Below are 25,338 nucleotides of genomic sequence, written 5' to 3' on the forward strand. Positions count from 1 at the left end.
TCCTATCATTTTACTGCACCGGATTTTTTGCAACAGGTTGTAAAACGAGCCTCTCCCCATTCAACCTAATCGACATCTCGTGGTCTCCTTCCAATTCGAAATGCGCGCCTGACTTATCCACAAGGATTTTCAGGATACGGTTTCTGAAATTGATCTTAAAGGAATAGGAATCCCATTCCTTTGGTATTCTTGGCGTAAAGGACAATTTGTCATTTTTGATCCGCATCCCGCCAAATCCTTCCACAATACTCATCCAGGTCCCGGCCATGGAAGTGATATGTAATCCTTCTTCCACTTCCTTGTTGTAATCGTCGAGATCTAGTCTGGAAGTACGGAGGTAAAACTGATAGGCCTGTTCCATCCTGTCGAGTTTTGCTGCCTGAATACTATGCACACAAGGGGAAAGAGATGATTCGTGCACGGTAAATGGCTCGTAAAAATCAAAGTGTTTTTCAAGGTCCTCCTCTGAGAAATGATCTTCAAAAAAATAGAATCCCTGAAGCACATCAGCCTGCTTGATATAGGGCGACCTCAGAATTCGATCCCAGCTCCACTTTTGGTTGATGGGCCTTTGTGATTTCGGCAGGTCTTCCACGGTGACCAGCTCCTTGTCCAGAAAACCATCTTGCTGCAGGTAAATCCCTAGTTGATCAGAGAAGGGGAAGTACATAGCATCAGCCACTTCCTTCCATTCGTCAGTCTCTGATTTGCTTAGTTTGGTATAGCCAATTATCCTGTCGTAATCCTCTTTGTATCCGGCTTTTACTTTGTCGAGTTGTTCAAGGGCATATTGGATACACCAACGGGCCATATAATTTGTATACCAGTTATTGTTTACATTGTTCTCATACTCGTTGGGCCCGGTCACACCTAGAATAACATACTTGTTCTTTTGTTTGGAAAAGGTGGCTCTCTGATGCCAGAAACGGGCAATCCCAATTAAAACCTCCAATCCCATCTCAGGGATATAGGAATAGTCTCCCGTATAACGGAAATAGTTATAGATAGCAAAGGCAATTGCTCCGTTCCGGTGGATTTCTTCAAATGTAATTTCCCATTCATTATGACATTCTTCCCCGTTCATGGTCACCATGGGATACAGGGCGGCGCCATTGGTAAAACCAAGCTTCTTGGCATTTGCGATCGCCTTTTCCAGGTGATTATACCTATACTTCAAAAGGTTCCTGGCTACGTGGTGATTCTTTGTGGCCATATAAAAAGGAATGCAATAGGCCTCTGTGTCCCAATAGGTGCTTCCCCCGTATTTTTCTCCGGTAAATCCTTTTGGCCCGATGTTCAACCTCGAATCTTTACCAAGATAGGTCTGGTTGAGTTGGAAAATATTAAATCGTATTCCCTGTTGTGCCTTGGTATCGCCTTCGATAGTGATATCGCTCATTTCCCATATTCCTTCCCAGGCTTTTTTCTGTGCCTCGAGAAGAGCATCAAAACCTTGTTTTGTGGCCTTACCTAAAACTTCTTTGGCCGCCTCTACCAGATTAGCCCCTTTGTGGTTCCGAGATACGGTGTATCCTCCCAACTTATAAAAGGCAACTGTTGAGCCTTTTTCAATCTTCTGTTGGTAAGCGTGACCTACCCATAGTTCCTTCTCTTCAGTTTCGTCGGGCTTGTTTTGGATTTTGCCTTTGTATTCCATTTGACAATCCATGAAGGTGCAGGTTTCAAAATTGGTCTTCATGGTATGGGCTTCAATAAAGGCCTGGTTTCCCTGAGAGGAAATACTTGTAGTATTCCAAAATTTATCATCCCAATTGCTGTCTTCATTAGTGATTCCACTATCGAGAAAGGGTGAAAAAGTCACCGTCAGGTCTTCCTTCACTGCTGTTATCTCATATCGTATAGCCCCAACTTCATCGAGATCTAGGCTCAGGAATCGGGTTACTTTTACGTCAACCTTTTTATCGTTCTTAAGGGTAGCAATGAAGCTTCTGTAGTAAACCCCTTCTTTCATATTTAATTCTCTTCTGAAATTATCCACCCGGCTACAGGTGTTCAGATCAAGAGGTTCCCCGTCAACTAAAACGTTTATGCCGATCCAGCTTGGTGCATTAATAACTTTTGCAAAATATTCAGGATAGCCGTTTTTCCACCATCCAACTCTTGTTTTATCAGGGTAATAGACGCCTCCGATATAACTTCCCTGAAAAGTAGGTCCGCTGTACTTTTCTTCAAAGTTAGCTCGCTGTCCCATAGCCCCGTTTCCCAGGCTAAATATACTTTCGGAAGATTTTACATTTTCTTTGTCGAATCCTTCTTCAATAATCGACCAATCGTTGAGTTTAATATAATCCTGATTCATAAGTTATAATTCTGCTAGTTTCTTAATAAAGTTGAGATCGATCTCGGTAAAATTCTTAAAGATGTACTGAGCATTCGATAATGTGTTCTTATTGCCGATGCCCACACTGGTCATTCCTGCCCTGTTTGCTGCTTCTATGCCAGCGATGGCATCCTCAAATACAACGCAGTTTTCGGGTTTAATACCCAGATTTGAAGCTGCAATCAAAAAGACTTCGGGATTTGGTTTTGCCTTCCTGACCTGTGTGCCGTCAACAATGCTGTTAAAATAAGGAATAAGTCCCACTTTTTTTAATATTGGCTGTGCATTTTTACTGGCCGATCCCAAAGCCATTGGAATGTTGTGTTCCCGAAGAAAATTGAGCACCTTGGTTACGTCCGGCAGAATCTCTTCCTCGGTCATGGTTTCAATATATTGCAGATAGTCCTCATTTTTCTCAGCTAACCATTGGTCAAATTGTTCCTGACTAACTTTAATTTTACCCCAGTCAAGTAAAATTTCAAGGCATCGCTTCCGACTCACACCTTTAAATTGTTCATTTTGTTCTTTTGTAAACGGAATCCCGAGTTCGTCAGCGAGGTGTTTCCAGGCCAAATAATGGTACTTCGCAGTATCCACTATTACGCCATCCAGGTCGAATATAAAACCTTTGTTATGCATATTTGGGTTGGTATGTGAGGTGATTTTGAATCGTTCAAGTGGGCTTGGATCGTTTTATCTAAAACAGCTGACAATATACAAAGTTGTAACAAGAAGAAGGCAGCCTTTCGAAGGTTTCATATTTGCTGTCCTAATTATGAATTGGAAAGGGTTGACCCTCTTTCGATCAATGTTGCGGAGATGATCTTTGTTTCAAACTGTTCTTCATCATTTTCTCCGTGATCGCTTTCAATCTTATCGATGAGCATTTGAGCAGCAGTCTCACCCATTAGTTCCCCGTGTTGATCTACAGAGGTCAGTGAGGGTGTTGAATATTTTGATAAAATTCCGTCTGTAAAGCCGATACAGGCCATGTCCTGCGGAACGCGTTTATTGTATTTTCGGGCAAGGCCCATACATTTTACCGCAAATATTTCATTGACGCAAAGTAAGGCATCGAATTTTTGATTCTTAAAGAAAGCTTCGCTCATACTTTCTTCTTCCATTTGGTAAGGCAACTGAAGTACAAGATTTTCATCAAAGGAAATATTGTTGTCCTTTAATGCCCTTCGGTAACCTTCAGCCCTTTTTGCACTGACATTCAAATAATTTTCTGTGGTGACCAGGGCTATTTTTTTTCGTCCTAGCTCAATGAGATTCTCAACAGCCCGATAGGCCGCTTCTTCGTCATTGATAATTACTTTGTCGCACTGGATCTCATCGGTTACCCTATCAAATAGAACCAAAGGAATACCTTGCTCCGTTACTTCCTTGAGATGATTGTAATCGTTTTTTAATTGTGTTTCCGCTGAAAGCGCCATGATAAATCCGTCGATACTGCCATTGGCCAGCATTTCCATGTTGATCACTTCCTTGTCAAAAGATTCATCAGAAACACAGACGATAACATTGTACCCTCTGGCGTTTGCGTAATGTTCGATGCCTCTGAAAACTGTAGTAAAAAAGTGGTGTACGATATCTGGAATAATGACCCCAATATTCTTGGTCCTCTTATTCTTCAGACTGATAGCTATATTATTGGGCCGGTAGTTATACAGCTTGGCAAAGGCCTGTATTTTATCCTTGGTATCCCGTCCGATTTCTTCGCTGTTTTTCAGAGCTTTTGAAACCGTGGATATGGAGACATCCAATTCCCTGGCAATGTGCTTAAGAGTGATTTTGCGTTTCAAAAAGAGATACTTTACTTTTTCCCAAGGAATTAAAGGTACATAAAGAGATGTTAAAAAAAACCTTTTTTTAACATTCAAATTTTCAAAACTTCCTCTGGAAATTCAGATAAAATAGGGTATGGCAACGAATTTTTGCTATATTTGTTTCGAATTCAATAATAAAGTCATCCCATATTTAGAGATATATTGAAACCTACAAGGTTTAATTATTAAATTACCATGTTTTAAAAGTTATTAACACGAAACCGTTTTCGTAAACATGCAAAACATTGGTTTTTTGAGAATTAACAATTATTTTATATATGTTTAACGCTTGAATTAAATTAACTAAACTTAAAATTAACTTTTTATGAAGATTACACTACTAAAAAGTCTTATGCTGGTTGGAGCGATCTTGAGCTTCGGATTGGTTAAGGCGCAAGACGTATCAGGTACTGTTTCTGATGCTACTGGACCACTACCCGGGGCCAGCGTTGTAGTACAAGGTACTACGAATGGTACCCAAACAGACTTTGATGGTAACTATAGTTTAAGTAATGTCAGCAGCGATGCTGTACTTGTTGTAAGTTACATCGGCTACAAAACACAAGAAATTGCTGTTAATGGACGATCATCCATTAATGTAGTCCTGGAAGAAGATGCTCAGGCATTAGACGAGGTAGTAATCATCGGGTATGGTTCTACAACAGTTAAAGATGCAACTGGAGCAGTAACAGCCGTATCATCTGAGGATTTTAACGGCGGGGTGATTTCATCTCCTGAACAGTTAATACAAGGTAAAACCGCAGGGGTTAACATCCAGCAGACCAGTGGTGAACCGGGTGCCGGAATTTCTGTTAACATTAGGGGTTCAAACTCCGTTAGGGGTGATAACAACCCTCTCTTTGTTGTTGATGGTGTGCCACTTGCCGCCGGAAACACTTCTCCAGGCGGAGACACAGGAAGTGGTGGTAGTGCCGTAAGGAACCCATTGAACTTCTTAAACCCTTCCGATATTGAGAGTATCAGTATCCTTAAAGATGCCTCGGCAACCGCTATTTACGGTTCCAGAGGTGCAAACGGGGTTGTGATCATTACCACAAAAAGCGGAAAATCGAGTGCAGGAGGAAGAGTGGAATTCTCATCTTCCTTGAGTATTGCTACTCCAGCAAACCGATATGATCTGCTTAACAGAGAAGAATTTCTCGATGCAGTAACTCTTTACGGAGGTAATGCTTCAGCTGTTGACTTTGGCGGAAACACAGACTGGCAAGATTTTATTACCAGAACTGTTGCTTCTCAAAACCAGAATGTATCTTATTCCAATAACTATGGAAAAGGAAATATTCGTGCCACTTTTGGATACCAAAAGCAATTTGGTGTAATTGAGAAAAGTAGCTTAGAAAGAATTACAGGAAGATTAAACCTGACACATCGTTTCCTGGATGATAAATTAACCTTAGGAATACAAGCTACACTTTCTCGTGTTAATGATGAGACTGCACCGCTTAGTGGTGGAGCCGGATTCCGTGGGGATATATTGGGTGCCAGTTATTCGGCAAACCCGACCTGGGGTTCAACCCCATCCTTTACTGATGGAGGAACTCAAATTAAGCCGGCTAATTACTTAGCCTTCACTCAGAACGAAACTAATACCGACAGGATATTGCTTAATGGTTCTGTCGATTATAAGTTTACTCCTGAACTTACAGGTAAAATAAACGTCGGTTATGATAAATCTGAAGGTGAGAACACCTCAGTACTTTCGCGTGACCTGTTGAATTTTGACGGAATTTCCGGACTTGGATTAGGTTTTTATAACACTCTTTTCAGGGAGAACCACTTATTGGAAGCAACTTTGAATTTCAAGAAAGACTTTGGTAACTCCAATATTGATGCACTTGTAGGATATTCCTTCCAGGATTTCAATGTTAGTGGAAGAAATTCTCAAGGTCGAGGTTTTGGAACCAACGAACTTAATCAAATGGGTGCAGACCTTCGTGAAACTGTGAATAACGCAGGAAGGAGCATAGATGGAACATACCAACAGTACTATTACGGTGAAAACACATCCGGTCTAATAGTAAACAGACTACAGCCTATCGTAGTTGCCGGTGAAGATGTTGGATTTGGGTTTAATAAATTGGTTAGGGCCATGACGGCAGACACCTTTAATAACACAGATGAATTACAGTCGTTCTTCGCACGTGTTAATTACTCGTTGTCTAATAAGTACTTATTTACAGCTACTGTAAGAGCAGATGGTTCTTCAAGGTTCGGTCCTGAAAACCAATACGGATACTTCCCTTCCGGTGCATTTGCCTGGAAAATCAATGAAGAAGATTTTGTCGGAGACAATGTATCTACTTTAAAACTGCGTTTGAGTGGTGGTCTGGTAGGTAACCAGGAAGGTCTTGGGTACGGTAACTTTGTTGCCAGACAGCGATTTGGCGGAATAGGTACGCAAACAAACCTTACTGTAAATCCTAGTGGTCTGGCCATTGTTGCAACAGATGTTCCTGATCTGAAATGGGAAGAAACATTAAACCTAAACGTTGGTTTCGACTTTGGATTCTCCAATGACAGACTTTCAGGTAGTATCGATGTTTACCGTAACGAAACTAACGACCTTTTACTGAGGACTCCTCCTGCAGCTCCTGCAGTGGATCCATTCCAGTTTGGTAACGTAGATGCCACTATCCTTAACCAGGGTATTGAATTCGCCTTAGCTTACGACTTTATTCAGTCTGAGAATACAACCTTCTCTGCTGCCTTTAATATTGCTTATAACGAGAATGAGGTTCAGGATTTTGCCAGTGCGATTAACACAGGTGAAATTAACGGACAGGGACTTTCAGGTGCTTTCGCTCAGCGATTTGAAGCCGGAAGATCATTATTCTCTTATTACATGGCTATTTTCGAAGGCTTTGACAGCAATGGATTCCCGATTTATCAGGATGTAGATGGTAACGGAGTGGGAGATCCTATTGCCGACCAGACATTCGTTGGTGAGGATGCCCTACCGGATATTACTTCTGGACTATCATTGAACTTCTCAACCGGCAACTGGGATGCTTCGGCATATTTCTCAGGTCAGTTTGGCTTCTCTGTATACAATAACACAAGAAACGGTTTCTTTACAGGAGGTGCCATCAACAACGCACGTAATGTTACTCAGGATGTAATCGCTTCCGGAGAGAACGGTGGTGCATCTGCAGATGTTTCTACAAGATTCCTTGAAAAAGGTGATTTTGTTCGTCTTCAGAACGCAACCCTTGGGTATAATGTGCCTCTAACTGGTGACGGCCTTTTCAAAACCCTAAGATTGTCATTAACCGGTCAGAATTTATTCCTTATTACTGATTACTCTGGTCTGGATCCTGAAGTTACTGTTCCTACTGGTGACCTCGGTTCCGGAGTTCCTACAAGAGGAATCGACTGGGCAGCGTTCCCAAATCCAAGGACAATAACTTTTGGTCTTAATGCATCATTTTAATTAAAAAAAAGTTGAAAATCATGAAAAGAATTCAAATCAAAATTTATTTACTCACACTAGCTTCTGTGGTAGGACTAACAGCTTGTACCAATCTGGAGATCGAAGAAACTGATTCTATTATCAGTGAAGGATTTCAGGGACTTGCCGATCCTTCCTCTGCGATTGACGGACTCTACAGTAGCGTAGGTGGACAATATGGTGATCAGGCAAATTTCTTTGCCCTTCAGGAAGTAACCACCGATGCAGCCTTGGTTCCTACAAGAGGAACAGACTGGGGTGATAACGGTCTTTGGAGAGTATTGCACAACCATGCATGGAATTCAGAACACGCCTTTATAGGTACTGTATGGAATCAATTTAATGCTAACCAGCTACAGGCTTCTCAGGTCCTGGACTCAAGGAGTAATCCTTCTGCCCAGAATATTGGAGATGCGAGTTTCCTTAGAGCTTGGAGTATGTGGGTTATTTTAGACAATTACGGACAGGTGCCATTTAGGGATACATCACTTCCTTCTTCAACCTTGCCTGAAGTGTTGACCGGACAAGCTGCTGTCGATTTTATCCTGGCAGATCTTGATCAGGCAATAGCTAACTTGCCATCAACAGCGGCACTGAGTAGTGATCTAGGTAGAGGAAGCAAAGCAGCGGCGCGTTACTTAAAGGCTAAAGTGCTTTTGAATAAGCATATCTACCTTGGTGGAAGCCCTGATTCTGGCGACATGAATGAAGTGATTTCATTGGTAGATCAAATTGCCGGAGATGGTTTTGCCTTACAGTCCGGATACTTTGACCTCTTTAGAAGTCCTGAAGATACAGGAGGAAGTACGGAAACCATCTGGTCCCTATCAGCTTTGGCTACCGGAAACAGAATCTTTAATGGTCTTCATTACAATTCCACTGGCATTGGTGGTGGTGGATGGAACGGTTTTAGTACCCTAGCAGAATATTACGATCTGTATGAAGGTGATCCTAACAGCAACGAAGTTGATATAAATGGAAACCCATTAGACGGTCAGGAAGAACGTAGAGGTGGAGTGCCTCTTGAAGGACAGCCATTTACAGGAGAACCTGGGACTACGGATAACGGTGGCCTTGTAGACGGATCCAATGTTGGTTTCGGTTACCTAATCGGACAACAATACGCTTTAGACGGAACACCATTGACAGACAGAGCCGGTGCTCCCTTAACCTTTAAAAGAGATTTTGTTGACGGAACAGGCGCTTCAAGTTTTATCAATAACGACGAAACAACAGGTATCCGTGTAATGAAATACAACCCGAGATACGGAGGAGGATTTGAAGGTCATGAGGTAATTTTCAGATACGCTGATGCTCACCTGATGAAGGCTGAAGCAATGCTACGCTCTGGAGGAGACGCCACATCTATGGTTAATGAACTTCGCGTACTCAGAGGCGCAACTCCACTGGGAACAGTAGGAGAACAGCAATTACTCGATGAAAGAGGTCGTGAATTGTATCAGGAAGTTTGGAGAAGGAATGACCTTATCCGTTTTGGACAATTCACACGGGATTGGTTATTCAAAGAATCTTCAGAAATTGGCAATACAAGTCGTCACGTATTCCCGATTCCTCCAACTCAATTGTTGGCTAACCCTAACTTAGTTCAAAACCCAGGATACTAATTCCTGAAAGCATACTAACAAAAACCCCGGTCTCCAGGCCGGGGTTTTTTATTTTCCATTCACAGGTATTACAATCCCAAAACCTTGCTTGTGCTTTCCATTTTATTCTCCTACCTTTCTTTACTATCATCCATTACTTAATGTACTATCTGGGAATCGACATAGGCAGTTCGTTTATTAAAGTCGCACTGGTTGAGACCGAAAGCGGAAAAGTATTCGGCATTCACAAGGAGCCTGAAACGGAATTACCTATAGAGTCCAAAAAAAAAGGATGGGCAGAACAGGATCCAGATATATGGTGGAATCATACCTGTTATGCTATAACTACTATCCTGGATAAGTTCTCGGTTGAGAAGGAAGACATAAGCGGAATAGGTATCGCATATCAGATGCACGGCCTTGTAGTGGTTGACAAGAATGGCCTGCCCCTGAGAAAAGCCATCATTTGGTGCGATAGTCGTGCTGTGGAAATTGGCGAGACGGCCGTTGAGGATTTGGGAATTGAATACTGCACCTCTCATTTGCTGAATTCACCAGGGAATTTTACCGCCTCTAAATTAAAGTGGATCAAAGAGAACGAACCCGAAATTTATAAGCAAATAGATAAAATCCTACTCCCTGGCGACTATATTGCCAGTAAGATTACCGGTAAACCTGCAACCACTATTCCCGGACTTACTGAAGGGATTTTTTGGGATTTTAAGGAAAAGGAAATTTCCTCCGCCCTTATCAATTCCTTGGGGTTAAAACAGCATCATTTCCCCCTTATAGTGCCCACCTTTGGACATCAAGGTGAAGTTTCCGATACAGCCGCCGAAGTATGTAATTTGGCAGAAGGTACACCCCTGCTCTATCGCGCCGGGGACCAACCTAATAATGCCCTGTCCCTTAATGTCTTTTATCCGGATAATATGGCTATGACAGGCGGAACGTCAGCAGTGGTCTATTACGTCAGCGATAAATTAAAGACAAAAGAAATTGAAAGGCTAAATACCTTTGCCCATGTAAACTATTCTTCCTCCCAAACATTTCTTGGGAAGTTGTTATGTATCAACGGTGCCGGAATACAATACAAATGGTTAAAAAACAAGCTGAAAATAGAAACCTATACGGAGATGAATGAGCTTGCAGCCAGCATTCCGATAGGTTCGGAAGGTTTACTGGTTTTCCCTTTCGGAAATGGGGCCGAAAGAGTCCTGCACAATCAAAACCCGGGATCGTCATTCCAACATCTCGATCTGAACCGGCATACTGCAGCTCACCTTTGTCGGGCCACCCTGGAAGGGATTTGCTTTGCCCTGATGTACGGGATAGAAATCCTTATCTCAGAGGGCAGCGAAATAAAAGTAGCCAGGGCGGGTAATGACAATTTATTTAGATCTGCCGTATTTTCAAAGACCATGTGTAACCTCCTTGGACATCCCATAGAAATCTACAATACTACTGGAGCTGTAGGTGCCGCCCGGGCATGCATGATACATCAATCTGGATTTGAATCATTCAGCAAAGCCGTTCAAAACAACGACCTCGTTAATACCTTTACTCCTGAGAAAAATACAGGTCCGTATATTCAGGCTTATCAACTTTGGAAAATGGAACTGGAATTACAATTAAAACACTAGCAAAATGGCATTACTTGGAGATCGTGAATATTTTAAGGGAATTGACCCTATAAAATACGAAGGGCCTGAATCAGATAATCCCCTGGCCTATAAATACTACAATCCTGAGCAATGGGTTGCGGGAAAAAAAATGAAAGACCACTTTAGGTTTGCAGTTGCCTACTGGCATACCTTTTGCGGGCAAGGGGCTGATCCTTTTGGAGCGGGAACACAATCCTTTCCCTGGGACCATCCTACAGATCCTATTGAAGCAGCCAAAGCTAAAGCAGATGCGGCTTTTGAATTTATCACCAAAATGGGTTTTAATTACTATTGCTTCCATGATTATGACCTGGTAGCAGAAGGAGAAAGCCTATTGGAATCTGAAAAAAGGCTTGAGAAAATCGCCTCCTACCTAAAAGCGAAACAAAAAGCTTCAGGTATAAACGTGCTCTGGGGTACCGCCAATTGCTTTTCACACCCCAGATATATGAACGGAGCAGCTACAAACCCCGATTTTAAGGTCGTAGCCAGAGCAGGAGCACAGATTAAACTGGCCCTGGATTTAACCCTGGAACTCGGGGAGAGAACTATGTCTTCTGGGGTGGACGTGAAGGTTATATGTCGCTCTTAAACACCGATCTCAAACGCGAGCAGGAACATATGGGTCGTTTTTTAGGAATGGCACGCGACTATGCCCGTAATCAGGGTTTTAAAGGCAATTTCTTTGTGGAGCCCAAACCTATGGAGCCTATGAAACATCAGTACGACTTTGATGCCGCTACTGTAATGGGCTTTCTAAATCAATATGACCTGCAGGGTGATTTTAAACTCAACCTCGAATTTAACCATGCAACACTGGCTAGCCACACCATGCAACACGAAATGGCCGTAGCCGCTTCGCAAAATATGTTGGGAAGCCTAGATGCCAACAGAGGAGACTACCAAAACGGCTGGGATACTGACCAGTTCCCTAATAATCTGTTTGAAGTCACCGAAGCCATGTTGGTATTTCTGATGAAAGGAGGATTGCAGGGAGGAGGCATTAATTTTGATGCGAAAATCAGAAGGAACTCTACAGACCTAGATGACATCTTCCACGCTCATATAGGCGGAGTAGACACTTTTGCCAGGGCACTCCTGGCCGCTGACAACATCCTGACCCATTCTCTATACAAAGACTTTCTGAAGGAACGATACAGTTCATTCGACTCTGGGAAGGGCAAGGCCTTTGAAGCAGGCGAGTTAACCCTTGATGATCTTTACAAGATCTCCTTGCAATCAGGAGAACCTGCTCTACACAGTGGAAAACAGGAAATGCTGGAAAACATCATTAACCAATACTTCTGATCTTTCTGAATTCCGGGAAATTTACTGCGCAAAATAAACGTAAATACCGATGACTATTGCTACGATGATCAGGCCCATTTGCTTTACGTACTTGAACGGAGTAATCTCTACCTGCTCAGTATACTCCTGTACATAAGGAGTAGCCCTTGGTTTAAATTTACCAATAAGCAACATGATTCCAATATTGGCAATAAATAATATGGCCATCACATGTAAATAATGAGGATAGGCGTCTGCCTCTACCAGCGCTAGTTGTGCTGGATCACTTATTCCATTTGCCTTTGCATTTTCCAAAGCAGAGGACACAAACTTAGGCTGCAACCAGAACTGGGAGATGATATAAAGTAACGATCCGGAGATAATTCCAATTTTTGCAGCAATAGCAGGCACCCTTTTGGTGAGGTAACCAATGACAATGATCGTTAGGATGGGGATGCTGTAAATTCCATTAATTTCCTGTAGGTAGTTAAATAAGCTACCGGCATTTGCGATCATGGGAGCTATGAACATAGCAGCAAGTGCCAGACAGACTCCAAAAATCTTTCCGTACTTTACCACCGTTTTCTCAGGGGCTTCTTTATTGATATGTTGTTTGTAAATATCTATCCCAAATAAGGTCACCGAGCTATTGAGAACACTGTTGAAGGAACTTAAAATAGCTCCAAAAAGAACAGCAGCAAAGAAGCCTATCAGGGGTTTGGGTAAGACAGCACGAACCAGTTCGGGATAAGCGAGGTCACTCGATGCCAATCCGCCGTCAAAATAATGATATGCGATCATCCCGGGTAGTACAAGGATCAGTGGTCCAAGAATCTTTAAAAAAGATGCCAAAAGCAGTCCTTTTTGGCCTTCAGCCAGATTCTTAGCTGCCAGCGCTCTCTGGATGATCTGCTGATTCGTTCCCCAATAAAAAAGTTGAACGAGCATCATCCCTGTAAATATGGTCGTAAAAGGTACTTCTTGTCCGGCCTCACCTGTAGAATCGAAGCGTTCGGGATTCGTAGTCATCAAAGTTTCCAATCCGTCAAAAACACTACCATCCCCAATTGCCATCAGTCCGAATATGGGAATCAGAATACCTCCAATGATCAGCCCTATGGCGTTGATGCTATCAGAAACGGCAACGGCCTTCAAACCGCCGAAAACTGCGTAGATCGACCCAATAATTCCTATGCCCCAGATACACAAAACAAGGGCTGTTTTATCAGACACATTCAAAAGTTCCGGAACATTGAACATCCCGCTTATGGCCACCGAACCGGAGTACAGGATCACTGGAAGCAGCACCACCACATAGCCCGTAAGGAAAAGTCCGGAAGTAATTGTCTTTGTCGTTACATCAAATCGTTTTGCCAAAAATTGAGGCACTGTTGTGAGTCCGCCTTTCAGGTATCTCGGTAAAAGAAAAACCGCAGTTACCACTATGGCAATAGCGGCCAGGGTTTCCCAGGCCATAACAGATAATCCATCCTTGTATGCACTTCCGTTAAGCCCTACAATTTGTTCAGTTGATAAGTTGGTAAGGAGCAAGGAACCTGCTATTACCCCTGCTGTTAAACTACGCCCACCCAGAAAATATCCGTCAGAGGAAGTTTCATCAGTGGTACGTGTTGCAAAATATGAGATGATGGCTACAAGGGAAGTGAAGCCTATAAATGATATGATACCAATCATTTTACCGGAAATTAATTAGTTAGTCTCTCTAAATATATTAGTTTATTTACGAACTACTACCTCATTGACCCATAAATCATACCACGCCTGTTTTAAAGACCTATCGGCCGCCAAACTAGGACGGTTCAAATTTCCATCTTCGTAACGGATTAAGTATCTTGCATCCCTCTTTCTAAAGCATGATGAAAAGGATATTAAGGTATACTGTATTGCTTTCGATAGTTTTAACCGGATGCCAGAATTCCCCTGCAAAACGTTTCGAAAAACTGAGTGCATCCAGCACTGGTCTTGATTTCAGTAATACGCTGACGGCAACTCCTGAACTTAATATCCTCAATTATCTGTATTTCTTTAACGGGGCGGGGATTGCTGCAGCTGATTTCAACAATGACGGCCTGATTGATCTGTATTTTACGGCGAATCAGGAAGCAGATCAACTCTACCTCAACAAGGGAAATCTCCGGTTTGAAAAGATTACCGAAACCGCAGGAATTGACAATTCGGGAAACTGGACTACCGGGGTAACACATGCAGACGTCAACAACGATGGCCTGCTGGATATCTATGTCTGCAAGGTGGGGAGTTTCAGAAATATCAGCGGAAAAAATTTACTTTACATAAATCAGGGACTCAACAAAGAAGGAATACCCGAATTTAAGGAGGAGGCTGAATCTTACGGCCTCGATTTTAGTGGGTTTTCCACTCAGGCTGCCTTCTTTGATTACGATCTCGACGGGGATCTCGATATGTTTCTCCTCAATCATTCCGTACACCCAAACATGACCTACGGGAAAGGTTCTCAGCGCCTGCAATACGATCCTGCTTCCGGCGATCGCCTGTTTAAAAATGAAGATGGCTTTTTCCGGGATATTTCAGAAGAGGCCGGTATTTATCAGGGCAGAATAGGCTATGGCTTAGGATTAGGCGTTAGCGATCTCAATGAAGACGGTTATCCCGATCTTTATGTAGGAAATGACTTCTTTGAAAATGATTATCTCTATATCAATCAGAAGGACGGCACCTTTAAAGAAATAATATCAGCAGATGACACGGCCTTAGGACATACCACCCATTTTTCGATGGGAAATGACATTGCAGACATCAACAATGACGGATTAACAGATATCGTCTCCCTGGATATGCTGCCGGAAGATCTGGAAACCTACAAAACCTCAGGATTGGAATATCCATATCCCTCCTATCAATACTATTTAAAAAACGGTTATGCTCCGCAGTTTATGCAAAATACCCTTCACCTCAATCTCGGTGATGGATCGTTTAGCGAAATAGGGCAACTTGCAGGAATCTCAGCAACAGAATGGTCCTGGAGTGTTTTACTGGCCGACTATGACAATGACGGTTATAAAGACGCCTATATCTCTAATGGCATTAAGAGGGCCACCAATGATATGGACTTTATTAATTTTATCTCTAATGATGCCATACAAAGGCGATTGGAATCGGGGATGTCTTCTGAAGACATGACTTTCATCGAAGAAATACCGCAGAAAAAGACGCCGAATTATTTTATGAAAAATACGGGGCAACTCACATTTGAGGATGTAACTGCTTCTTGGTACAACAAAATCCCTTCGTTTTCAAACGGAGCCGTTTATGCAGATCTCGACAATGACGGCGATCTCGAAATTATTGTCAATAACGTAGATGAAGAAGCCCTTATTCTCAAAAATCTGAGTGCCGGGCAACCGAATACCAACTACCTTAAAATCTCTCTTCAGGGCGATCTGAAGAATACTTATAGCCTTGGCACAAAGGTGATTATTTATCAGGACGGAAAAGAGCAAATGCAGGAGCAATATGTCTCCAGAGGGTTTCTTTCTGCTGTTCCGACCGGTCTTCATTTTGGTCTTGGCGAATCAACAACGATTGACTCTCTTAGGGTAATTTGGCCCATGGGTACGAGTCAGCTGATCATCAACCCGGACATCAATACCAAAATAACCTTAAAGGCATCAGAAGCAAAGGATACTATGCCATCCCACTTTTTAAAAAGGTCGGCCGGAATTGATTTGGAATTCGTCGAAAATACAATTCCCTTTAGGCATAAGGAACCCGCGACTCTTGAATTTGACCGCGACCCCATGGTCCCCTTCGCCAATACCAATGCAGGGCCTGAGGTTTCTGTGGCTGATGTGAACATGGACGGGCGGGATGATCTCTTTATTAGTGGCGCCAAAGCTCAGCCTTCCAGCTTGTTTATCCAACAGCAAGACGGACAATTGGTCTCTTCTCAGGAAGATCTCTTTCTACTCGATGAAATGAATGAAGATACCTCCCATGTTTTCTTTGATGCAAACGGAGATTCATGGCCCGATCTCCTGGTAGTAAGTGGTGGTAACGAATTTAGAGAAGGAAGCAGGCTGCAGCCAAGGCTGTATATGAACCAGGAAGGTACTCTGATCAGAGACACAGTTCAATTCAAAAATCTGGAGACAAATGCTTCAAAAGTAGTGGTAAGGGATCTTCAAAATGACGGCGATTTGGATGTACTGATAGCTTCGGATCAGCAGCCTTTGGAATTTGGTTCTTCCAGTCGGCAATATGTCTATCTGAATGACGGGGAAGGGAATTTTCAGGAAGATAATTCTGAGGCATATCGTGCCTTCATTGAATTGCCAAGCGTAAAAGATATCGTATGGGCCGATATTGACAAGGATGGGGAAGATGACATGGTAGTGGCCGGATACTGGGAACCTATTACGGTTTTAAAAAGCATAAATGGTGTGCTCAAACCTATGGCCAACAACGGCTTGCAAGAGACTAACGGCTGGTGGAATACGCTTGGGGTAGCTGACTTTGACCACGATGGAGACCTTGACCTTATTGCAGGGAATTGGGGCCTGAACAGCAGGCTAAAAGCCACCAGGGAGTTTCCTATTACCCTTTACAGGGCTGATTTTGACCAGAATGGCACTACGGACCCCTTGGTCACTTATTACGAAGGAGGAAAAGAAACTCCTTTTGCCTCAAAAGACGAATTGGTTAAACAAATGCCTTTTCTCAACAAGGAATTTTTGTCTTATAAAAGTTTTGCCGCTGCAGATCTTGAGCAAATGTTTACTAAAACGGCTTTAGCAAATGCAGAGAAAAAGCAACTTTATGTGCTAAGAAGCATCTATTTGGTGAATGATGGCCAAGGGAATTTTACCCCACGTGATATTCCCCGAATGGCACAGGCATCTATCATCCATGACATTTTTGTTGCCGATTTCAATAAAGATGAATTTGAGGATATCTTACTGGTAGGTAACGCCTATGAAATTAGTACTCAATTGGGTAGGTTGGATGCCGCACATGGCATAATTTTGCTGAACAATAAAAAGGGGGATTTCAATTGGATAAAATCACCGGAAATGGACATATCCGGACCAGCCAGATCTATAGGGCAAATCAAAATAAAGGAACAGGACTATTTAATTATCGGGATCAATAACGGGTCTCCGCATATGTTTAAATACAAGGAATAAATTCAATGAGAATATTAACATCACTTTTGCCAGGTTTTTTATGTTGTATACTCCTATTTTCTGGTTGTACTTCTGAAAACAAAGATCAGCTTGCTGAAGTAGACTCAAAGCCAACACTATTTAATCTTCTCTCTCCTGAAGACAGTGGCGTTGATTTTATTAACAAAGTAGAAAACCAGAAGAACTTCAACATCTTCAAATACAGGAATTTTTACAATGGAGGAGGCGTTGCAATTGGAGACATTAACAACGATGGCCTGCCGGATATCTACCTCACCGGGAACATGGTAGAGAACAAATTATATCTCAATAAGGGGAATTTAAAATTTGAGGATATTACACTTACAGCAGGGGTAGAAGGCAGTAAGCCTTGGTCTACCGGGGTTGTAATGGTTGATATTAATCAAGATGGCTTACTCGACATCTATGTAAGCAATGCCGGAAATATGGAAGGTGATAACCATGACAACGACCTCTATATCAATAATGGAGATCTTACTTTTTCCGAAAAAGCTGCTGAATACAACCTGGCTAAAACCGGATTCTCAACCCATGCTTCCTTTTTCGACTACGACAAAGACGGGGATCTAGATGCCTATATCCTCAACAACAGCAATATTCCTGTCAGCAGTCTTGGATACGCCGGACAAAGGGATGTAAGGGCACAGGATTGGGAAGGTGTACCGGACATTTTCAAAGGAGTTGGAGACATGCTCCTTCGCAATGACAATGGTGTTTTTATAGACGTTAGTGAAGAGGCCGGAATTTACGGAAGCCTTATAGGTTTTGGTCTTGGTGTGATGATCACAGATATCAATAAAGACCTATATCCGGACATCTACGTCTCAAACGACTTCTATGAAAGAGATTACCTCTATATCAACAATCAGGACGGGACATTTTCTGAAGAGATCAAAGAATGGACATCTCATTTGTCCTTGTCTGCTATGGGAATTGATATGGCTGATATCAACAATGACGGACATGCCGAGATCTTCATCACGGATATGCTTCCCGAAGCCGATGAAAGGGTAAAATCAGTAATGGAATTTGACGGCTATGACGTTTTCCGACTCAAACAGGACAAAGATTTCTATCAGCAGTACATACAAAATACGCTGCAACTCAATAACGGGAACGGATCATTTTCCGAGATCGCCTATTTCAGTGGTGTAGATGCCACAGATTGGAGCTGGGCAGGACTTTTGTTCGATATGGACAATGATGGATTCAGGGATATCTTTATCACCAATGGAATCAATCACGACCTTACAGATCTTGACTTCGTTGATTTCTTCGCCAATGAGATCATCCAAAAGATGGCGTTGACCGGTAAAAAAGAATCGATCGATTCTATCATTAATAAAATGCCGATCAGGCCACAACCGAATTATGCATACAAGAACAACAGAGACCTCACTTTTGACAATGCCAACAAAGAATGGGGCTTTGAGCTCCCAACCATGTCGAATGGAGCTGCCTATGGAGACCTCGATAATGACGGAGACCTCGATCTGGTCATCAACAACGTCAATATGGTTTCCTTTATCTACGAAAACAGAACCGATAGCTTAACGGATAACCATTTTATCAAGCTCAGATTTAAAGGTCCGGAGACCAATAAATTTGCCGTTGGCACCGCAGTAAATCTCTACTACGAGGATAATGTGGTATACCAGGAATTGATTCCTTCTCGAGGATTTCAGTCCTCTATGGATTACGAAATGACTATTGGCCTTGGAAATTCAACCAAAGTTGACTCCCTCCGGGTAATCTGGCCGGATGACAAGACTCAGAAATTGGTCGATCTTACAGCAGATCAATCCATCAATCTGAATTACGATCAAGCTGAAGGAGTCTACAAGCAAGGTAAATCTGATGACATTAAGCCGCTTTTGAAGGAATTGGATAATTCCAGACTCCTGGCCCATCAGGAAAATAATTACAATGATTTTGACTACGAAGGCCTGATATACAAATTACTTTCACAGGAAGGTCCAGCGCTGGCAATAGGCGATATAAACGGAGACGGGAACGAAGATGTCTTCCTGGGAGGAGCGGCCGGACAGGAAGGAGTTCTGTACCAGCACCTGGGTGATGGGAAGATGAGGCCACTGAGACAAAGTGTTTTTCTTGAAGACAGAGACTATGAAGACACTGCAGCAGCTTTTTTCGATGCAGATGGTGACGGAGATTTGGATCTGATGGTAGGTACGGGAGGAAATCAGGTTGGAGAAGAAATGACATACAGGTCTAGATTATACCTGAACGACGGAATGGGAAACTTTCAAAAATCGGAACAGATTTTACCTTCAACCTTTAAAAATATCTCTACTATAGCCCCATTTGATTTTGACGAGGACGGAGACATTGATGTATTTATCGGTTCCCGAAGCGTAGTAGGCACTTATGGTGTAGATCCGGATCATTTATTCCTTGAAAATAACGGAATTGGCGAATTTCGGGATGCCACTGAACGGTTGGCCTACGATCTCAAAGATGCGGGAATGATCACAAATGCTGTATGGGCCGATATGGACGGAGATTCCCGTAAGGACCTGGTAACCGTCTCTGAATGGGGAACGCCAATAATTTTTCGGAATACGGGCCGCAGATTGGCAAAGATGACTTCTTCGCTGGACAGTCTTGACGGTCTTTGGAATGTGGTGGAAGCCGCCGATCTGGACAATGACGGAGACCAAGACCTTGTCCTTGGAAATCAAGGCGCCAATCTTCACTATAAACCTACACTGGAAAGACCAATGAAGATGTGGATCAACGATTTTGACGGGAATGGAACTATAGAGCAGATCGTTACCCTTAATGAAAACGGGCAGGACTATCCCCTCCATCAGAAAAAAGAACTTACCAATCAGATTGTTTCCCTGAAAAAGCAAAATTTAAAAGCTTCTGAATACGCTCGAAAGACCATAGCAGAACTGTGGCCAAAACCCGTGTTTGAGAGTTCGATCATGAAAAAATCAGGTATCTCTGAATCGGTCATTGCGATCAATGAGGGGAATGGAAAATTCAAGATTAAGGTTCTGCCATCTAGGGTACAATTATCTTGTGTATGTGGCATTTCATGCGCTGATGTAAACAATGACGGTTACCTCGACCTTATTATGGGAGGAAATAATTTTGAGTTTAAACCACAGTTTTCCCGCCTCGACGCCAATTATGGGAATGTTCTCTTAGGGAACAAAGACCTCGACTACAAGTGGAAGGAGTATACAAAGAGTGGATTCTTTATCAGGGATGAAGTGAAACATATCAAACAATTTAAGGACCGGGAAGGCAATACCTTCGTTTTTGCTGCTTTAAATGACACTAAACCCAAGATCTACAGACTCAATGATTAGAAAAGTAGTTCTTTTTGCTCTGATATCGGTACTTCTGGGGTGTAACTCGAACGGGGGTGATCTGTTTAAAAACCCTACATCTGAAGAAACAGGGATCAGCTTTGAGAATACACTGATTGAAACGGACGAGTTAAACATCCTGGATTATCTGTATTTCTATAATGGCGGTGGAGTAGCTATCGGCGATATCAATGGCGATACGTTGCCCGACATCTTTTTCTCGGGAAATCAGGTGAAAAATAAACTGTATCTCAACAAAGGCGATCTGAGCTTTGAAGATATTTCTGCTGATGCCGGGATTGAAGGTAACAGCACATGGAATACCGGAGCAGTGATGGGTGACGTAAATGGCGACGGTCTGCTCGATATTTATGTTTGCGCGGTGATCGGCATCAATGGATTTAACGGGTACAACGAACTCTATATCAATAATGGAGACCTCACTTTTACAGAAAGTGCCTCAAAATACGGCCTGGATTTTGACACTTTCAGCTCCAATGCAGCCTTCCTCGATTACGACCTGGATGGTGATCTCGATATTTACCTTTTAAATCATGCTGTACATACTCAGGAATCCTTTGGCAAGGCAGACCTCAGGTATAAAAGGGATTTTCAAACAGGAGACAAACTACTCAGGAATGACGGAGATACCTTTGTTGATGTGAGTGAAGAAGCAGGGATTTATGGAGGGGTCAATGGTTATGGCCTGGGCGTGACCGTTAGCGATTTTAATCAAGACGGCTATCCAGACATTTATGTGGGTAATGACTTCCACGAAGATGATTACTATTATCTCAATAACGGAGACGGGACCTTTACCGATGAGCTCAGGACTTATTTCGGTCATACAACAAGGTTTTCTATGGGAAATGATGTAGCAGATATTAATCACGATGGATGGCCTGATATCCTTTCCCTGGACATGCTTCCGGAAGACGAGACAATATTGAAATCCTCTGAAGGCGATGACGATGTTCAAATACAGAATATGAGGATCAATCAGTACGGTTACCACTATCAGTTTACGCGTAATATGCTACATGTAAACCGTCCCGGTTACGGCTTTCAGGAAACTGCGCTTATCAGCGGTATTGCAGCTACCGACTGGAGTTGGAGTGCGCTTTTTGCCGATTTTAACGCGGATACCGAACAGGATATTTTTATAGCGAATGGGATACCCAAGCGTCCTAATGATCTGGATTTTATCAACTTTGTTTCCAGCGATCAGATCAAAAATAAGATCAACAATACGAAATTGATGGATCAGGAAGCCCTGAACATGATGCCCTCAGGTGCCGTCCACAATTATATTTTCCAGGGCACAGACAGTCTTCGTTTTATCGACCGGTCTGAAGATTGGATAACCGGGGACACTCTTTTTTCCGGGGCCACAGCCTTGGGAGACCTTGATAATGACGGGGATCTAGACCTGGTGACCAATAATATTAACAGTACGGCTTCGCTTTATATCAATCAAACCGATACCAATGCGAGTTATTTAAAGCTCAGATTCAATTATCCCGGTAAAAACCGGATGGGAATAGGGACAAAAGTATTTTCATACCACAAGGGCAAACTTCAATACCGGGAATTGTATACGGTTAGAGGTTTCCAGGCTTCTTCGGAACCCATCTTGCATTTTGGCTACGGAAAAGAGAACAAGGTAGATTCATTGCGCATACTTTGGCCAGACCAAACTACTCAGCTTTTGAAAGATATTGCCGTAAATCAAACATTAGTTGTAAGTCCGGATAAGAATGTTCCCTTTCAGAACCCTTGGTTAGAGAGAGAATACTCGCCTTTATTTGAAAAGGAAGAGGGAAATATGGGAATTACCTTTAGTCATCAGGAAGATCCCTATATTGATTTTAACCGCCAAAAACTAATTCCTTATAAATTCTCAGATCGAGGACCCGCAGTTGCCCTGGGAGATATCAACGGGGATGGAGCTGAAGATTTATTCTTTGGTGGATCTAAATTTTATCCTTCCGCGGTATACATTCAGACTCAAAGAGGATTTGAAGAAAAAGAAATACCTGAGATCAGCCGGGATTCTATTACTGAGGACGTGGTAGCATTACTTGAAGATTTCAACAATGACGGCAAGAATGATTTATTAATAGGGACAGGGGGAGCCGATTTTTACAACGAAATGGCCCCACTCCTGGATAGGCTATATCTCCAGGCCGATTCTACCTTTGTTGGCCAACCCTTGCCCAAGTCTTTCGGAAATACTTCAGTATTAGCGCCTTGCGATTTTGATAAGGATGGAGACCTCGACCTATTTGTCGGGAATCAAATGATCACTAACGACTTTGGAAGAATTCCCGAATCGTATTTGCTCAAAAATACAAATGGGAGGTTTGAAAAACTCAATATTAATTCCCTGTCATCTTTAGGCATGATCACAGATGCCCTCTGGGATGATTACAATGAAGATGGAAACCCCGACCTTATTGTAATAGGGGAATGGATGGTTCCTGTTTTTTTAAGAAATACTGGAGAGAAATTAGTGAATGACGACGTCTTAGAAGGAAATCCAGCCGGCTTGTGGGAAAGTATGGTAGCTTTTGACATTGACCAGGATGGAGACAGGGATTACCTCCTTGGAAACTGGGGATTAAATACCAAATTCAAGGCATCAGAAAAAGCTCCCATGAAAATGTATTACGCCGATTTTGACGATAATGGAAGTACTGAAACCATTGTGACTTTGGCAAAAAATGGAAGCGATTATCCTGTAGAAGGACTAAAAGGCCTCTCAGAACAGCTGGTGAGCTTGAGGAAAAAATTCACCGCATATAAAGATTTTGCAGGTAAACCTATTGAAGAAATCCTGGACCGGGATCTGCTTAAAAAATCTAAGATCTTTGAGGTGAATGAACTGAGGTCAGGTTATCTGCGCAATGATGCGGGAAGCTTTAGTTTTGTGCCTTTTCCCCAGGAATTACAACTGGCTCCTATCCTTTCTTTTCTCAAATACGATTTCGACAATGATGGGAAGGAAGAGGTTTTAACTGCGGGTAACTATTTTGGTGTGAAGCCTTATCACGGAAGACTGGGCAGCTTTCCCGGCGCTATGATAAAAGGGGAAAATAACGTAATTTTGGGTGATGTCTTGGGACTGGATTTTATGAATAGATCCATCAGACATCTCAACATCCTGACCGTACGCAACCAACCCTATTTACTGGCAACATTCAACGACGATGTCGTTCAGTTATACCGATTAATAAATAAAAACGAAACACCATGAAGAAATTAATCCTTCTACTGGTTTTGATCAGCCTTGGCTGTCAAAAGGAGGAAACTCCCATTGAGGTGTCTCCGGAATTGATGCACAGCACAGTGGACAAGGTGACTGAGATCATGATCCACGACATTTTTTCTCCTCCGGTGGCAAGCAGAATATTTGCTTACCCCAATATTGCAGCTTATGAAATTATTGCACAGCATGATGAGAGATTTCAATCTCTCAAGGGCCAGATTCATGAATTGAAGTCCATTCCTGAAGCCGATCCTGAAAAACCCGTAAATGCAGCTCTTTCGGCGATGATTGCGCATATCGACCTAAGCCGAAGGTTGATCTTCAGCGAAGACAAAATGGAAGTTTACAGGGATAGCTTATATGCCTTGTGGTCTTCTCAAAATAAAAAAGAATTTGAGGCTTCTAAGGAATTCGGCTTGCAAGTTGCGGACCATATCGCTACCTGGATGGATAAAGACAATTACAAACAGACACGCACAATGCCGAAATTTACGGTAAATACCGATGAACCTTTCCGATGGCAACCCACTCCCCCCGCCTATATGGCCGGGATAGAACCCCACTGGAGCAAAATAAGACCTTTTGTGATTGAATCGGCCGATCAGTTTAAGCCTGTGCCTCCTCCACCCTTTACCATGGAAGAGGGATCTGATTTTTACAAGGAGCTAAAAGAGGTTTATGACCTCAGTAAACAAATGGAGGAAGAAGGCGATGAATCAGAGGGAATACAAATTGCAAAATTCTGGGATTGTAACCCTTATGTTTCTGTAACAAGAGGGCACCTTATGTTTGCTACCAAGAAGATCACCCCTGGTGCACATTGGATTGGAATAGTAAAAATTGCCGGCAGAAAAGCGAAATCTGACTTCAGTGAAACTGTTTATGCCTATACCAAGACCTCTATGGCAATTGCCGATGCTTTTATAAGTTGTTGGGACGAAAAATACAGGAGTAATTTAATCCGACCAGAAACTTTGATCAACGAGCATATAGACGATAGCTGGAAACCTGTTCTCCAGACTCCGCCATTTCCGGAATACACCAGTGGACACAGTGTAGTATCAGGTGCAGCTTCAGTTGTACTTACCGATATTTATGGAGAAGACTTTGCGTTCGACGATGATACCGAGTTACCATATGGCCTTCCTGTCAGATCTTTTACTTCGTTCAGAGAAGCAGCCGATGAGGCCGCCATTAGCCGAATGTACGGTGGTATTCATTATCGTGCCGCCGTTGAAGTTGGGGTTAAGCAAGGGCGAGATTTAGGGTCCTTTATTGTCAACAAACTCAGCATGAAAAACGAATCCCAATTGGCACAAACCCAATAG

Annotated in this window: 11 protein-coding genes and 1 pseudogene; 8 read left to right on the forward strand and 4 right to left on the reverse strand. The window is 42.6% G+C overall.

Annotated elements, in window-relative coordinates; genetic code table 11:
• Nucleotides 1-10: 10 nt before the first annotated feature.
• From EQY75_RS11305 to EQY75_RS11315, 3 genes are all read right to left on the reverse strand, one after another.
• Nucleotides 11-2,320: a glycoside hydrolase family 65 protein gene (locus EQY75_RS11305; RefSeq protein ID WP_129605917.1), complete on the reverse strand. Its 2,310-nt coding sequence runs from the start codon at nucleotides 2,318-2,320 to the stop codon at nucleotides 11-13.
• Between the two features lie 3 nt (nucleotides 2,321-2,323).
• Entirely contained in the window at nucleotides 2,324-2,980 is a 657-nt protein-coding gene (gene pgmB / locus EQY75_RS11310; protein WP_129605920.1) for a beta-phosphoglucomutase, read from the reverse strand.
• 134 nt (nucleotides 2,981-3,114) lie between these two features.
• On the reverse strand, nucleotides 3,115-4,149 hold the full coding sequence (locus EQY75_RS11315) for a LacI family DNA-binding transcriptional regulator (RefSeq protein ID WP_129605922.1): 1,035 nt from the start codon (nucleotides 4,147-4,149) through the stop codon (nucleotides 3,115-3,117).
• 349 nt (nucleotides 4,150-4,498) lie between these two features.
• Between EQY75_RS11315 and EQY75_RS11320 the strand changes: the two genes are divergently transcribed.
• The 4 genes and pseudogenes from EQY75_RS11320 (at nucleotide 4,499) to xylA (ending at nucleotide 12,218) form a co-directional block, all read left to right on the forward strand.
• Nucleotides 4,499-7,624: a SusC/RagA family TonB-linked outer membrane protein gene (locus EQY75_RS11320; RefSeq protein WP_129605924.1), complete on the forward strand. Its 3,126-nt coding sequence runs from the start codon at nucleotides 4,499-4,501 to the stop codon at nucleotides 7,622-7,624.
• 20 nt (nucleotides 7,625-7,644) lie between these two features.
• Complete coding sequence (locus EQY75_RS11325; RefSeq protein WP_129605926.1) at nucleotides 7,645-9,267, forward strand: RagB/SusD family nutrient uptake outer membrane protein; 1,623 nt, start codon at nucleotides 7,645-7,647, stop codon at nucleotides 9,265-9,267.
• Between the two features lie 140 nt (nucleotides 9,268-9,407).
• The gene (locus EQY75_RS11330; RefSeq protein ID WP_129605928.1) at nucleotides 9,408-10,889 is read left to right on the forward strand and encodes a xylulokinase; all 1,482 of its coding nucleotides are present in this window, start codon (nucleotides 9,408-9,410) and stop codon (nucleotides 10,887-10,889) included.
• A gap of 4 nt (nucleotides 10,890-10,893) precedes the next feature.
• Nucleotides 10,894-12,218, forward strand: a pseudogene (gene xylA / locus EQY75_RS11335) (xylose isomerase).
• Nucleotides 12,219-12,239: 21 nt separating this feature from the next.
• On the opposite strand, the gene EQY75_RS11340 reads toward xylA, so the two are convergent.
• Nucleotides 12,240-13,892: a solute:sodium symporter family transporter gene (locus EQY75_RS11340; RefSeq protein WP_129605930.1), complete on the reverse strand. Its 1,653-nt coding sequence runs from the start codon at nucleotides 13,890-13,892 to the stop codon at nucleotides 12,240-12,242.
• A gap of 179 nt (nucleotides 13,893-14,071) precedes the next feature.
• Here EQY75_RS11340 and EQY75_RS11345 point away from each other — a divergent pair, with 179 nt between their 5' ends.
• From EQY75_RS11345 to EQY75_RS11360, 4 genes are read left to right on the forward strand one after another with little or no spacing between them, the layout of a single operon-like run.
• Entirely contained in the window at nucleotides 14,072-17,380 is a 3,309-nt protein-coding gene (locus EQY75_RS11345) for a VCBS repeat-containing protein (RefSeq protein ID WP_246019873.1), read from the forward strand.
• Between the two features lie 5 nt (nucleotides 17,381-17,385).
• A complete protein-coding gene (locus EQY75_RS11350) occupies nucleotides 17,386-20,742 on the forward strand; it encodes a VCBS repeat-containing protein (RefSeq protein WP_129605932.1) in 3,357 nt (1,118 codons plus the stop codon).
• The gene (locus tag EQY75_RS11355; RefSeq protein ID WP_129605934.1) at nucleotides 20,735-23,998 is read left to right on the forward strand and encodes a VCBS repeat-containing protein; all 3,264 of its coding nucleotides are present in this window, start codon (nucleotides 20,735-20,737) and stop codon (nucleotides 23,996-23,998) included. The genes EQY75_RS11350 and EQY75_RS11355 overlap by 8 nt, the downstream gene beginning before the upstream one ends.
• On the forward strand, nucleotides 23,995-25,338 hold the full coding sequence (locus tag EQY75_RS11360; protein ID WP_129605936.1) for a vanadium-dependent haloperoxidase: 1,344 nt from the start codon (nucleotides 23,995-23,997) through the stop codon (nucleotides 25,336-25,338). Before EQY75_RS11355 ends, EQY75_RS11360 begins: the two co-directional genes overlap by 4 nt.

It is taken from the genome of Muriicola soli, from assembly GCF_004139715.1.
In the GTDB taxonomy this organism is placed as follows: Bacteria; Bacteroidota; Bacteroidia; order Flavobacteriales; family Flavobacteriaceae; genus Muriicola; species Muriicola soli.

Coding starts and splice junctions, on each gene's coding strand:
- EQY75_RS11305 (WP_129605917.1), bottom strand. CDS start 2,320: ATGAATCAGGATTATATTAAACTCAACGATTGGTCGATTATTGAAGAA.
- pgmB (WP_129605920.1), bottom strand. CDS start 2,980: ATGCATAACAAAGGTTTTATATTCGACCTGGATGGCGTAATAGTGGAT.
- EQY75_RS11320 (WP_129605924.1), top strand. CDS start 4,499: ATGAAGATTACACTACTAAAAAGTCTTATGCTGGTTGGAGCGATCTTG.
- EQY75_RS11325 (WP_129605926.1), top strand. CDS start 7,645: ATGAAAAGAATTCAAATCAAAATTTATTTACTCACACTAGCTTCTGTG.
- EQY75_RS11330 (WP_129605928.1), top strand. CDS start 9,408: ATGTACTATCTGGGAATCGACATAGGCAGTTCGTTTATTAAAGTCGCA.
- EQY75_RS11340 (WP_129605930.1), bottom strand. CDS start 13,892: ATGATTGGTATCATATCATTTATAGGCTTCACTTCCCTTGTAGCCATC.
- EQY75_RS11345 (WP_246019873.1), top strand. CDS start 14,072: ATGATGAAAAGGATATTAAGGTATACTGTATTGCTTTCGATAGTTTTA.
- EQY75_RS11350 (WP_129605932.1), top strand. CDS start 17,386: ATGAGAATATTAACATCACTTTTGCCAGGTTTTTTATGTTGTATACTC.
- EQY75_RS11355 (WP_129605934.1), top strand. CDS start 20,735: ATGATTAGAAAAGTAGTTCTTTTTGCTCTGATATCGGTACTTCTGGGG.
- EQY75_RS11360 (WP_129605936.1), top strand. CDS start 23,995: ATGAAGAAATTAATCCTTCTACTGGTTTTGATCAGCCTTGGCTGTCAA.